This is a genomic window from Vibrio sp. V03_P4A6T147 (assembly GCF_002241085.1).
GTDB lineage: Bacteria > Pseudomonadota > Gammaproteobacteria > Enterobacterales > Vibrionaceae > Vibrio > Vibrio anguillarum.
In genome coordinates, this window is record NZ_NDIO01000399.1 from 1 (window position 1) to 14,038 (window position 14,038).

10 protein-coding genes and 4 pseudogenes are annotated in these 14,038 nt (G+C 40.5%); 4 read left to right on the top strand and 10 right to left on the bottom strand.

Features of this window, described 5'->3' with window-relative positions; translation table 11 throughout:
* Positions 1–289 (top strand): annotated as a pseudogene (locus B9J84_RS15120) (IS4 family transposase); the annotation flags it as partial.
* Positions 290–517: 228 nt separating this feature from the next.
* A complete protein-coding gene (locus B9J84_RS15125) occupies positions 518–1,246 on the top strand; it encodes a serine protease (RefSeq protein WP_094124482.1) in 729 nt (242 codons plus the stop codon).
* A 76-nt stretch (positions 1,247–1,322) separates the two neighbouring features.
* Here the strand turns inward: B9J84_RS15125 and B9J84_RS15130 are convergent, their stop codons facing one another.
* Complete coding sequence (locus B9J84_RS15130; RefSeq protein ID WP_026027265.1) at positions 1,323–1,868, bottom strand: sugar transferase; 546 nt, start codon at positions 1,866–1,868, stop codon at positions 1,323–1,325.
* Between the two features lie 10 nt (positions 1,869–1,878).
* Entirely contained in the window at positions 1,879–2,829 is a 951-nt protein-coding gene (locus B9J84_RS15135) for an SDR family oxidoreductase (RefSeq protein ID WP_094124483.1), read from the bottom strand.
* Positions 2,830–3,047: 218 nt separating this feature from the next.
* Between B9J84_RS15135 and B9J84_RS15140 the strand changes: the two genes are divergently transcribed.
* Both B9J84_RS15140 and B9J84_RS15145 read left to right on the top strand, forming a co-directional pair.
* The gene (locus B9J84_RS15140) at positions 3,048–4,919 is read left to right on the top strand and encodes a nucleoside-diphosphate sugar epimerase/dehydratase (protein ID WP_094124484.1); all 1,872 of its coding nucleotides are present in this window, start codon (positions 3,048–3,050) and stop codon (positions 4,917–4,919) included.
* A complete protein-coding gene (locus B9J84_RS15145) occupies positions 4,919–5,668 on the top strand; it encodes a glycosyltransferase family 2 protein (protein WP_094124485.1) in 750 nt (249 codons plus the stop codon). Before B9J84_RS15140 ends, B9J84_RS15145 begins: the two co-directional genes overlap by 1 nt.
* A gap of 29 nt (positions 5,669–5,697) precedes the next feature.
* On the opposite strand, the pseudogene B9J84_RS16395 reads toward B9J84_RS15145, so the two are convergent.
* From B9J84_RS16395 to B9J84_RS16400, 8 genes and pseudogenes are all read right to left on the bottom strand, one after another.
* Positions 5,698–5,829: pseudogene (locus tag B9J84_RS16395) on the bottom strand (ISAs1 family transposase); the annotation flags it as partial.
* A gap of 116 nt (positions 5,830–5,945) precedes the next feature.
* Positions 5,946–7,082 (bottom strand): annotated as a pseudogene (locus tag B9J84_RS15155) (ISAs1 family transposase).
* Positions 7,083–7,556: 474 nt separating this feature from the next.
* Positions 7,557–9,059, bottom strand: coding sequence for a DUF2079 domain-containing protein (locus B9J84_RS15160; RefSeq protein ID WP_094124487.1), 1,503 nt, complete (start codon positions 9,057–9,059; stop codon positions 7,557–7,559).
* Positions 9,060–9,167: 108 nt separating this feature from the next.
* Positions 9,168–10,490 (bottom strand): NAD(P)/FAD-dependent oxidoreductase, encoded by a 1,323-nt coding sequence (locus B9J84_RS15165; RefSeq protein WP_404207561.1) that lies wholly within the window; start codon positions 10,488–10,490, stop codon positions 9,168–9,170.
* Complete coding sequence (locus tag B9J84_RS15170; RefSeq protein WP_094124489.1) at positions 10,483–11,481, bottom strand: lysylphosphatidylglycerol synthase transmembrane domain-containing protein; 999 nt, start codon at positions 11,479–11,481, stop codon at positions 10,483–10,485. Before B9J84_RS15170 ends, B9J84_RS15165 begins: the two co-directional genes overlap by 8 nt.
* Positions 11,478–12,482: a glycosyltransferase family 2 protein gene (locus B9J84_RS15175; RefSeq protein ID WP_094124490.1), complete on the bottom strand. Its 1,005-nt coding sequence runs from the start codon at positions 12,480–12,482 to the stop codon at positions 11,478–11,480. Before B9J84_RS15175 ends, B9J84_RS15170 begins: the two co-directional genes overlap by 4 nt.
* Positions 12,483–12,659: 177 nt before the next feature.
* A complete protein-coding gene (gene wecB, locus B9J84_RS15180) occupies positions 12,660–13,784 on the bottom strand; it encodes a non-hydrolyzing UDP-N-acetylglucosamine 2-epimerase (RefSeq protein WP_094124491.1) in 1,125 nt (374 codons plus the stop codon).
* 30 nt (positions 13,785–13,814) lie between these two features.
* Positions 13,815–14,038, bottom strand: a pseudogene (locus B9J84_RS16400) (glycosyltransferase family 2 protein); the annotation flags it as partial.

Here is a 14,038-nt window from a genome sequence, read left to right on the forward strand (position 1 = left end):
ACTGACATACAACTTAGTCAGATATCAAATGGTGCAGATGTGTAATACGTTGAATGGAGACTACTTGCCATACCAACTTAGCTTCAATGGAGCGTTAGCCCACATCATGCGCCTAATAGTGGGGCTTCCCTACTCGTCACCGGGAGCCATACCGAGGCAACTCCAAAACTTTTATGCAATGAGTGGGAGCTTAATACTTGAGCCAAGGCGAGAAAGAGCCTTCCCTAGAGTTGTGAAGAAAAAGCCAAGCCGATACCCTAGAAAATACAATGCCGCTCACCTTAAGTGAACGGCATTAGCTCATTTATGGGCTCTCTTTTCAATGCCTGCCTAAAGAATATCCCTACTTTTCAACAAGAAACAGCTAACCCACTATTGATTAAAACATCCACTATAACTATTTTTTATGTGACACATGGTAATGTAATCCATTGCATCTATACTTCATTAGGTAAACACATTTGATCTAGATGCGCATCAAGATCTCGGTATTGTTGGCTTTGAATAGGAGGTTCTTATGTTCCTTCAGCCTGTTATCGGATCTCATTTCTGTCGGTTATCTCGTTACTCAATGTTAGTGCTTACTTTCATTCTAGTGGGTTGCGCAGGCTCTAACGGGCGAACCATGAAAGCGCAAAATCCCCCAGCGATTAATTATGAATTCACCGGTATTCCATTGCTGTATTTTGGTTACGGATCGAGTGTGCCCTTAACTCCAAATTTAAGCTTAACTGCAGCTCATGTGGCAAAAATGAATTATGCCAAAGTGGTGGCTTACCATCCCACTTGTGATGTGGCTTTGATCGAGTCAGACAACCAACATGTTGTACTTCCAGAATTAGGGTTAGTTTATCAAGGAGAAAAAATAGAGGCGTTTGGTGTGAGTGGTAGTGGTGATGTGGTGATGGGAAAAGGGACGTACCATTTGGACTTAAACTTCGTTAATAGCCGTTACTTCAGCAAATGCCCAGCCAGCATTACCGACGCCCCCATACGTTCGGGCATGAGTGGCGGTGGTGCATTCAATGCACAAGGCGAATTGGTCGGTATATTAGCGGCTATTGCAAATAAAGCAGATACGAGGCTTGTGAACGGAGAAGAATTAGATATAGAACGCTTAAGCATTTTTGTTTCGATCAATTTCATCCAACCGTGGTTGAAAGCACAAGTGAACACTTACCACCACGGAGAATATCAATGGCCAAATGTAGAAACGAACGAAACAAGGTTAGCGCTGCAGCAGTAACATTGATAAGAAGATAATTGCCAAGAATTTCATTGCGTCACAGTAAGGTCAAAAGATCTTTTGTGACGCAAACAGATTAAACCCTATCACCTGCGCCTTTGCCTAAAACGGTTTGAATAATACAGGTAAAATATAGCGTGAGTGACATGTTTTGAATCATCTTCAGATCCCAATCTGCCAACAGTTCAGGAGTTGACATATCGATCTCGTTTACCTGTGCCAGACCGGTGATCCCAGGGCGAACATCAAACACTCCTTTCTCGTCTCGGATCTGAATTAACTCTTGTTGGTTAAATAAGCATGGCCGAGGTCCAACTAAACTCATCTCACCTTTAACGACGTTAATCAGTTGAGGAAGCTCATCTAACTTCGTTTTACGCAAGATACTACCCAGCTTAGTTACTGAACTCGCGCCCACCAAGTGAGTCGCAACCGATTGAGTATCGACTGGCATGGTTCGAAACTTGATTAATGTAAATGGCTTCTTGTGACGCCCAACTCGAGTTTGCATAAACACCGGTGAGCCAGTATCAAAATACCCTAATACGTAAACGATCAATAAAATCGGCCAAAGAATACATAGCCCTAGCAAGGCAAAGACAAAATCTAAAATACGCAACATTAATGGTTCTCTACTTTTTATTGTGTAAGTAAGCACTTACGGTTTTTTGGATACCTTGTTGAAAGGTGTATGGCGGTGACCAGTTCAGAGTACGCTTAGTCTCACTGATATCGACATGCAGGTCACAACATAAACGTTTAGCCATCGATTTTTTGCCAGTAATGATGAATAACGTCTTAAGCACACGCTCAGGAATAGGCAATAAACGACTAGGTACAGCAAGCGCATTAGCGATGGTTTTCAGTATCTCAGTTGTTGAAACATCAAGATCATCTGAGACAAGAAAAGTGTTACCTGGCGCGTTAGTGTGAGTACAGCAATTCATGATTAAATCCACTAAGTTCCCAAGATACACCAAACTGCGTTTGTTCCCTATCAACCCGAATGGTAGGGGGATACCTTTTTCAACCCACTGGATCATACTGAGGAAATTCGCTTTTACACCTTCACCATACACTAAGGGTGGCCGTATAATGACCACTTCTAAGCCCGTTTCATCGGCTAATTTCTTTAACCCTTGCTCGGCTTCATATTTACTTAGGCCATAAGGATCGTCAGGAATGAACGAAGTTTCAGGCCGAAAAGGCTGATCAGTTTTTGAATACTCACCATTCACTTTGATTGAACTGATGAAAATAAATCGTTTCACGCCCGCTTCCACCGCCTGACGAGCTAAATTCAAGGTACCCGCAGTATTAACATCACGATAAAGCGTCAGTGCATCCTGAGCTGAATCTTGCATTTGATGCACTCTAGCGGCGCAATGGACGACACAGTCCACGCCATTGAGCGCTAAACGCCAATCCGTATTCGCCTCCAAAGAGGTAACAAAATCAGATTGAGAGTGGTTGGTGCGATTCAACGTACGACGCTGGCCAATACACTCCCAACCGATACGTGATGCCTGTTCCATCACTTTAGAACCAACAAACCCAGAACTGCCTGTAACCAATATTTTCAAAATGTGACCTTTAATTTAAAGCTAAGTGCATGCAAACTGTGCTCAGGGTTAAACTTCACCACTGAAAGAAATATTTGAACAATAATCGATATTCCAAGTTAGGGTAAAGGGTAGCCAATTTGCCTCAAGCAAACTACAATTCGAGCGATAACAATAATATCCATATCAACATCGTACGTACACCGCCGATGTGACTCATAAAGGCTTAGTAGCAAGTAATGTTCACACCTATTGAATTTCTTCTCAATGCACAAAGACAAAACAAGCGCCTAATTACGATTTGCTATGACATTCTAGCGATTATTTGTTCTCTTTACCTCGCTATTGCACTGCGACTAGATACCTTTAGTTTTTATATGGGAGCAAAAGAGCTCGCCTGCTTAGCAACCACACTAGGTGTAACTATTTTTTGCTTTGTCCGGCTTGGAATGTACCGAGCGGTTCTACGTTATATGATGATGCCTGCAATCGGCTATATCTTCCTTTCCGTTTTCTTATCAGCGCTTACGCTTGCCTTAAGTGGCTTCTTCTTTCAGGCCTTTATTCCTAGAAGTGTACCCTTTATCTACGCTGGACTTGCTATTCTTAGCTTAGGTGGCCCAAGAATCCTTATCAGAACCATTTATTATCACTATTACAAAAGACAAAAACCAAACGTCTTTATCTACGGTGCTGGATCCACTGGAAGAGATCTAGCCTATGCCCTTATCCAAGGTGATGAATATCACCCTGTCATACTGCTTGATGATGATCCGATTAAAGCTGGCCAAATCATGTTTGGTATTCGTGTACATCACAGCGACCAATTTGAACGACTACAGTCACTTTATCAGCCAGTCAAATTGCTGCTCGCAATTAACAATATGAATAAAGGTGAGCGATTAAGACTGCTTGAAAGGCTCTCTCATTGGCCAATTGAAGTTCAATCTGTCCCTTCAGTGGAAGACATTGCCGCTGGTAGAGCGCAAGCCACTGATGTTCAAGACTTGGATATTTCAGATTTACTGGGTAGAGCACCAATAGCGCCGGATAAGGCGCTATTGAGCAGAAATATTACTGGGAAAAGTGTGATGGTGACAGGGGCTGGTGGCTCTATTGGTTCTGAACTATGCCGTCAAATTATTGCCCAAAATCCCACAACGCTCGTTTTATTTGAACTCAATGAATACAATCTATATTCCATTGATCAAGAACTGCAAGCCATAAAACAAAATCTAAAATTAGAGACCAAAATTGTCGCGGCTCTTGGTTCAGTGCAAAAGGAAAACCGTTTACATAAACTAATGGTCGCTCATAAAGTTAACACTATTTACCATGCTGCAGCTTATAAGCATGTACCGCTTGTAGAAGATAACGTCATCGAAGGTATTCGCAACAATGTATTCGGTACCCTAGCATGTGCTACGGCGGCTATCGAGGCTGGTGTCGAAAGTTTCACACTCATCTCAACCGATAAAGCGGTACGTCCTACGAATATTATGGGCACCAGTAAACGGATGGCAGAATTAGTTCTACAGGCGCTGGCTGATAAAGGAACCAAAACTATTTTTACTATGGTGCGTTTTGGTAATGTGCTTGGTTCTTCAGGTTCTGTTGTACCCCTCTTCAAAAAACAGATAAAAGCTGGCGGCCCTGTTACCGTTACTCACCCTGACATTATCCGCTACTTTATGCTAATACCAGAAGCAGCCCAGTTGGTTATTCAGGCTGGAGCAATGGGGCATAATGGACAAGTCTTTGTGTTAGATATGGGCGAGCCAGTTAAAATTGTCGACCTAGCAAAACGGATGATCCACCTGATGGGTATGAAAGAGTACTTTGATGGCAATAGCAATGAAGGAGATATTGAAATTAAATTCACCGGTTTGAGACCCGGTGAAAAGCTCTACGAGGAATTGTTGATTGGTGATAATGTCGAGGGCACAAGCCACCAAAAGATAATGACGGCTTGTGAAGATAAGCTCACTTGGAAAGAGATGCATCCCCTACTCCAAGAATTGGATATATGCTGCCATAACTTCGATGTAGAATGCATTAAGCGCCTTCTGTTGGAAGCGCCAACTGGTTATCAAGTGCGAGAATGTAAATAATGGCGTTGTTTATATCTGTTGTAAATCATAATCATGACGAAATGATTAGCGAAAATTATACGCTAAAAAACCTTGCTCAAAAATACACAGTAATCATTAAATCTAATACTGAAGCCAAAGCATGCCTTAAGCAATACTGCCAAAAAGCTGGAGTTCATCTCATTCAGGGGAATGAATTTAAAGGGTTCGGAGCAAATAATAATGAAGTTTATCGCTATGCCCAAACTAGGCTAGGAATAAATGATAATGACTTTTTTTTAGTTTTGAATCCAGATGTGGAAATTACTCTAGAAAGTATGGATAGACTAATCCTTGATGCTACATCATTATCTACAGATATTGCTGCAATCAACCTCTATAGAGATAAAAACTTTTCTCTATATGATAATTCGATCCGTCATTATCCAAAACTACTTGCTCCAATTAAGTCTCTATTGGGTATAAAACGAAGCGATATATACGATAAAAGTGTGATTGATAAACCAATAAGAATCGAATGGGCAGCAGGTTCATTCCTTCTTTTTAAATCCTCTTGTTATCATTCTCTAGATGGTTTTGATGAAAGATACTTCATGTACTTTGAAGATGCAGATATTTGTACTAGGGCTAATAAAAATGGCTTTAATGTCTTTTATATTCCAAACATTAAAGCCCTTCACTATGCATCACATCAGAACAGAACCCTGCTCTCTAAACATTTCATTTGGTATTGGCAAAGTTCTATTAGATACCAGCTAAGTTCACGATAGTAACCACGGAAAATTCATGAACATCCCCATTAATAAAGGCTCGCCAGAACCTTCAAAAGGTACTCAGAATCCATCGCACACATTGCTCTTGTGTGTTTAATACTTGCTTTTAAAATCATTTCACTCTTCAGCATGTTTAAGCACATTTGTCTGATCCTTGCGAAGTTCTCTGCACTTTCTTCAGCCCTTTTTCGGCAAGCATCTTCGCCAAATTCAGTATCGAGTGACCAATGCATCGACTCAGCTAACCAGTGCTCATACGGAAACCGTATGAGCATCACCGCCCTGTAAAGCTTTCGAGAACCTTACTTAGGTAGTTTTCGTCCATTGCGCAGTTCATCCGTTTGCGTTTAATGCCACCTTTAAAGGTGGTTTCACTCTTTAATAGGTTCAAACACATCTGCCTGATCCTTGCTAAAGCCTCTGCGCGATCATCGGCTCTAATTCGAGAGTTGTCCTCACTAAATGCGGTATCAAGGGACCAATGCAGGCCTCTACGCCCCAATGAGAACGCGTCGCTTCAAGCAGCGTTTGGGCTTCTAATTCTTTAGAACAGATATAGTAACGAATACTCACATCTTGCTCTGTTGCTACAGCCGATTCTTGGCGAATCGAAGCGACGATGCCCATTGATTTTAGCTCGGGCCATTCATGCTCAATATCACCTAGAACCGACAAATCACAGTTCACTAAAGCCACTCTCGTTTCCGTTCTTCCGTGACTTTTTTCTTGAGTACTGTAAGAACTACCGTCAAAGTCTTGAAGCATGTCCATTCGAAAATAATCATCAAAGGCTTGCTCAAGCATTCCCTGACTACCTTTCACTGCTAACAAATAATCCGCTTCTTTATCGAGAATTTTTTGCGCTATTTTCTTTTGGCATCCCATTACATCGATCGTAACCAAGCAGCCTTTTACCTCTAGCAAGTCAAGTAGCTTGGGGATCGCGGTAATTTCATTACTTTTACTATCAACCTTCTGTTGGCCGATACTCATTCCGTTTGCAGTAGCAAAAGCGTTCACCATGTGAATCGTTCCTTTACCCTTCGAGCGGTCATAAGAGCCACGTAATGTTTTACCGTCGATAGCGATGACTTCTCCATCCGTCAGTGTATGGCAGTCCTTCATCCAAGCTATAAAGCTTCTTTGCAACCCTGCCGGATTCATCATGCCCATCACACGAGACAAAGTATCTGCCGATGGAATGCCTGCCTCAAAATGACCATATCGTTTTAGGAAATCCAAGCGAACATTGCCAAAGTCAATAATGCCATCCCAACCAACCGTCATGACCCGACAGGACGCCGTAAATTGTCAGCAAAATAATGTCTGATAATTTATGTGCTATTTTATTTTCCTGTCGATAATCTTTAATGATTTGAAAGTGCATCAATGGGTTGGTTAACTCGCTCATATTTAGGCTCCTATATTGTCTAGGAGCAATTAGAAAACAACAAAAATGATCTACAAGCAGATCTTTTTTTCATGTGGTTACATTCAATAGTTAGGATTAGTGATAGGTTCAAAGCGGATTCTTAGCATCTTTGCAGCCCTTATATATCAACGACCTTCATGCGGTTTCCCTGACTATGCTACAAATCCTTTAAATATGGGCATGTTCATGATTTTTCCCTGAGAGGGATGTCCATCAAATTATTATACTGATTTGATCAACAACGCCGAGCTTAAGTGATAATCAGAAAGAAGATTGTCGTAGCAGTTTCAAAATTACCTAGCCATTCTTATATTGACCATGTTTATGAGACGACAAGGTTTCTAGCTGATAAGTGAAAATACTCAATAATATCGAATAATGTACTAACTAGTGGAGCGAATCAACAAAAAGACAACCCCCCGATGTAATGCACACATATTGATATAAATAGCGTCACTTTACATATAAGCAACGACCAATTGCAGCTACTTCTACCTTGGGTTTTGACTGAAAGCCATGGTCGGTAATCCACTCATTAGCCACAGAATACTCTCCACGCCCTGCTTTATTTCCCATGTCCCAGTTACATGGAATAAATAAATAGTCTGCTTTATTAATAGATACAGGGAACAAATCTAACGTCGCATGGTTCACAAATAGCGCCATGCCTAATTCGTCTGACACAACAAAAGCGTCCTTTGGCACGAGAGAAACCACCTCCTTTCGAATATTATAGCCAGTGGGCAAATTATGCAACCTATTGTAAAGAGAATCATATACCGCTGAATAATCGTTTATAGTAGGTAAACGGCCAAATGAGAATTCTCTTTGAAATGAAAAAACTGATAGTGAAATGGAAACTATTACTACAATGAGCTTACGTTTAAAACCTTTACTGTTAAGGATAATTCCGAGGCCTATTGCTGCCGAAAAAACAAGTATCGGAAAATAATAGCTATGATAATGCGTTAACCAACCGACCTTCTCTGCGCCACCAACACTACCTATCAAATTAGGTGACATAATAAGCCAAACCAAAAGCATCAACCTATAGTTACCCAAAGCTAAAACCAGCAGGGCGGAATTTGCCAAAATAAAATTAAACGAGTTGTGGGAAAACGTTTCATCACCAAATCTGCTAACCAAATCCATAATTCCAGTAGGCAGATAGTTATCATAGTATAAATTTGAAAGCCAAATCTTCTCAACTGCCGCGGAATATACAACTAGCGAAAAACCGATCGCGAGAATATGAAAGTTCTCTCTTAAAACTAGCGGCTCATCTCTTCTGCAGAAAGGAATAACTATCATGACTACACCGCCAATCAGCGCAGCGCGCTCATTGACAAGGGCAACTAATATAGCACAGAAAAAAATCAACCAAAGCCCAGCTCTAAAGTAAACAAGAGCACATATAGCAAAGCCTAAAAACACAAAAATCCGGTCTGGATAAAATTGCCCAAAAATCGCACCTAACACCATGGGAGTCATAGCAACTATAAATGCTATAATAATCGCACCGGGAGTGCCAGCATTGGACCTAAGCGTAACCAACATAGCAGAGGATATTAACAAGGCATAAGAAGTAAGATGTATAATGGTAAGCAGTAGCGAGCTATCTAAAAATTTCAAAAACGGAGCAAAAAAGAACAAAATCCAATAGGCATGAAATCCAAGAACACTGCGTTCAATACTGCTTGGTGGCGACAACTCTTGAGCGACCCGCTCCTCAGGTGGCATAGCGAAATATAACTTGTCAATATAGTTTTGCGTAGAAGAGAAGACATTAGAGACTGCTCCAACATTGGCATATATATTCTCTACAACCTGTTCAAATATAGCAGAGTCAGCACTCCTATTGATTTGAACCGCATCCTTCCCAAATGCAAACAAAATTGAAAATACCAATATTATGAATACTAAGCCGACAAGAAAAACGGCATTACTTTTCGACATTGAATCCCCACAAGCAACAAAAAAACAAAAATCGACCACTAAAGCCACGCATAAAGATATGTGTGTTCAATTAAAGTCATTACTGAGGTAAATTAACCTAAAGAAATATTATTCTATTTGTTGCTCTAATTGCTTGGAGACCTCCCTTCCAATACTTCGTCCTTCCCGAATAGCATAGTTCGTCCCCCTATCCTCAGGGTAAATTTGGGCCATGCTGCAAATATGCATTCCCTCAACTGGTCCTTCTTGCTCTGGAATCAATTTACTATAGTGTTTTTCAACCACGGGTTGAGACCAGCGAGCACGCCAGAGATGATGCTTTATCACCCAAGAACGGTCAAAATCAGGGAACATCTCTTTCAAAAAAGGAAATGAATATTGAAAAAATTCATCACTATTCATAGTATAGAGTCTATCCGTGTGAGGTAAGTATTTCGATAAGTAGACTATGTGCCGTCCGCCATAGTTCTCCGGTTTAGAGAAGTTAGTATGTTCGATAACGCCAACGAATGGGAAAGTTGGGTCGTTAACATTCAGCCAATAGGTACTTGAAAGCGAACGATCTAACTCTAGCACTAAGCACACATTGCCGATATATTTGATTTGGTTTAGTCGACTCAAATAGTCAGCGTGTGCCCAATCCTTTATTAACTCAGATATAATGGGTAATGAAGTCGTGAAGATTACTCTTTCTGATACGATTTGCCCGCTTTCAGTATCCACTACCCAATTATTATTATGTCGATTCACAGCAGTTGCTTTGGTTCCAAGATAAATTTTCCCACCATTATCTTTCACTTTAGTTCCCAGCGCCTCTGCTAAAGACACAAATCCACCTTTAAAGTATGCAAGACGCTCTTCTCCTTTTTTACCACGACTTCCACCTCGTAATTTCAATTTATTCCAAAACCAGACTGCTGAAACACTTTCTGCGTATGGACCAAACTTACCTTTTAAAAGTGGCTCCCAAATCACACGGTAGACATTGTCTCCCCCCAACTCTTTCAACCATTCATGAGCGGTCTTGTTTTCAAGGGTTTTCCAATCGCTAATCTTTCTTGCCCTTAGGGTTAACATCCCTAGCTTTATCCTGTCGAAAAAACTCAAAGGCGTAAAATTAATAAGATCCCAAGGAGTAGAAAGCTTGAAAAAACTGTTTGCGTAATAAACACCAGTGTTAGTTGGGCTAATCTCAACTCTACTATTTAAATCTAGCTCATCGATCAAATTCATTACATCTAAGTCATTGGTAAACCAGTGGTGATAAAATCGATCTAGCTTCTCTCCGGCCACGTCAAATGAAGCAGCCAATCCCCCAAGTTCGGCTTCAGAATCGATTATCACAACAGAGACACCTCTTTTACTTAATTCATAGGCGGCAGATAAGCCTGTAAATCCACCTCCTATAATAGTAACTTTTGCATCAATCATCTTGGACTCCATTACAATCCCTTTCTAAAGCTTTTTTATCTATCGGGCTATACAACATGTATAAGCCTCCAACTGCGGTTGAGGGAAGCCACAAAACCAAATGTACAATTAGGGCATAAGCAGTTGAGGCGCTAATACTATTACCAAATGAGCTCATTACCTTTGCTGTAAAGTAATCAAATGTACCAACATACCCTGGAGTACTCGGAATTACAGTTGTTAAAGTACCTACAGGCAGAGCTAGCCATGCTGCAACATTATTGGAAATCGACGACATTGAAAGAGCAACTAACCAAAAAACAAGACCTTCACAAACCCAAGCAAGAAAAGAAAAAGCTACCAACTTGCTCATCGTAGAGGCTTTTGACATATATGCCATAGACGCTGAAATTTTATTCAACTCTACACGCAAACGAGCACCAATGACAGGAAAGTACTTTTCAATAAAATCAACAACAGGGCTGGATATACTTTGAAATAGATTCGGCTTAATCAGTACAATTAGTATTAAAGCACAAATAAAAAACAAACTGACTCCACCCACTCCTATCATTTTCGAGGACTCAATTCCAAAATAGAATAGACCAGCACCAAATAGCAAAATGATGGTTAGCAAATCAAGCATACGTTCAATGAAGAGCGATAGAACTGAAGTTGAGGTATCTATACCAAGTCTTTTATTGAACGCCAACGCTCTTATAATATCCCCTGCCCTCAATGGTAATACATTGTTCACGGAAACACTCGCCATTAATGGACCGGCGCACTGACTCCAATTTAATTTGTCATTATCTAAACTTAACATCAAACGCCATCGCTCAATCCTACATGCGTAACCCATAAAAAATATAAACACTGCAGCAATAACATAGGAAATATCCACACCCAACAAAGCTTTAATTAACTCATCGCCATCTATATTTTTAATGACAACCCAAACAAAGAAGCTAGCAACAAAAAAACCGAAAATAGACTTATAGTACTTCCTCATCTTGCATGTCTACCGTTATCAGTACAGTCATTCGAATCGCTATCAATTGACATGAAACCGATATACTTATCTACAATATATAGTGGTCTTCTTTTTAGCTCATTGTAACTACGCCCAACATACTCTCCAAGAATTCCAATGCTAACCAACTGAACACCGCCCATAAATAATACTGCAATCATCAATGCAGTCCAACCTTCGACCCAAGTACTAGTAAAGAGTCTTAGATATAGAGAATATGCGATGCCGACCAGAGAAATGAAAGCTGCTAGCATTCCAAGGCCAATGGAAAGTTGAAGGGGTTTAGTTGAAAAGGACAATATGCCATCTGTAGCAAAGCGAAGCATTTTTCTCAGAGGATATTTGCTTTCACCTGCAAAACGTTCAGATCGAACATACTCCACAGATGTTTGCCGGTAGCCAACCCAACTGACCATTCCACGAATGAATCGGTCTTGTTCGGGCATCGCTTTCAAAGTATCTACTACTGAGCGACTCATAAGACGAAAATCACCTGTATCTAAGGGAATCGGTATATTCGAAAGTCTGTTGAGCAATCGGTAAAAAACGCGTGCCGTAGCTAATTTGAATGAAGACTCACCCTTTCGTTTTGAGCGAGTTCCGTAGACTACATCATATCCTGCTTGCCATTTTTCAATAAATTGATGAATGACGTGAGGTGGATCCTGTAGGTCAGAATCGATAAGAATAACAGCGTCACCAGAAGCCGAATCAATTCCGGCGGTCACTGCTATCTGATGGCCAAAATTTCTAGAGAAACAAACCACTTTGACATTCGGATTTTCAGACGCAAAGTTAACTAGCAAACTGCGCGTTGCATCGCAACTTCCGTCATCAACAAAAACTAGCTCTACATCAAAATTCTCAACCTCTGTGCAAAAATTCATTAACTGCTTGAAAGTCTCGGGGATGACAGCCTCTTCGTTATAACAAGGCACTACTATAGAAATTAGTTTATGCTCCCTAGTATTTTTTGACACTTTATATCCCTATTATAAAAAAACCGATTGGTTCAATAATTCGCAACTTGAGCTAAGTGCCATAAAATAATCATTTTTCGATTTTTAGAGCTAAAAAACAATACGAGTTCATCCAAAAAATTCATATACATATTGACACTATCGATATCTATAATACACCAATAAATAACATTTAGCCTATAATCTACTCGCTATAGCATCAAGGATCCTTTTTGAAGCAAATCCATCTCCGTATGGGTTGTGAGAAATACTCATTGCACAATGCGCTACTTCACTACTAAGCAAATTTGAAACCTGCTCCACTATCAAATCTACATCCGTACCAACCAACTTTACCGTTCCGGCTTCAACGGCTTCAGGTCTTTCCGTGGTATTTCGCATAACGAGTACTGGTTTACCGAGTGATGGAGCTTCTTCTTGAATACCTCCTGAGTCAGTGAGAAGGATATTTGAACGGTTCATCAAGTATACAAATGGAAGATAGTCCAACGGCTCGATCAAATGAACATTAGCCTTCCCAGATAAGTAACGATTTACAGGCTCTCTTACATTCGGGTTTAGATGCACTGGATAAACAAAATCTACGTCAGGATAATTGGTAGAGAGAATAGAAATAGATTCACAAATACGCTCAAATCCACCACCAAAACTCTCGCGTCTGTGGCCAGTGATAAGAACCACCTTATTATCCGCTCCCAAGAAGCTAAATTGACTCCCAAGAGAGTCACCAAGATTATGGTTAGTTTCGAGCTTTTCTTTAACCATCAACAGTGCATCAATAACAGTGTTACCTGTAACTATGATATCTTGTGCGTGTACGTTCTCACGAAGCAAGTTGTTTTGAGATGTTTTTGTAGGCGCAAAATGCAGGTTAGCTAAACAACCAGTGACCTTTCTATTGCCTTCTTCTGGCCATGGCGAGTAAATATTGTTTGTACGAAGTCCTGCTTCTACGTGCCCCACCTTAACTTGCTGGTAGTACGCGGCAAGTGTCGTTGATAGAGTTGTGGCCGTATCACCATGCACAAGGACATAATCAGGCCTGAACTCAGCCAATACTTCCCGTAGCCCCACCAGAATGGCAGTCGTCACATCTGTGAGATCCTGACTAGGCTTCATAATGTTTAGATCATAGTCTGGAGATATCTCAAATAGTTCTAGAACTTGATCTAACATTTGCCTATGTTGGCCAGTAACACATACCTTCCCTTCAAACCTAGCGTCATTTTTTATAGCTTCCACTACAGGAGCCATTTTGATTGCTTCAGGTCTAGTTCCGAATACTGAAAGTACTTTAATCATAAAAACCACCAATTTAACATTGAGAGAAACTCAGTCATTATCTAAGTTTGGCCAAAGGGCTTTGTTTGGATAATTAGAAATATCATATGAAAGAAATGAAAGAAACAGTTGAAATCCTACGATTATACCCAAAGCAGAAATTATTACGGTCCCAACGGGTGTTTCGACACCTGCAATGGCATTGTTGAACCAGTTTACTCCTCCAAAAATAAACCCGAAAAGCATAAATATAATTCCGAAGCAAAGCTCTAGAG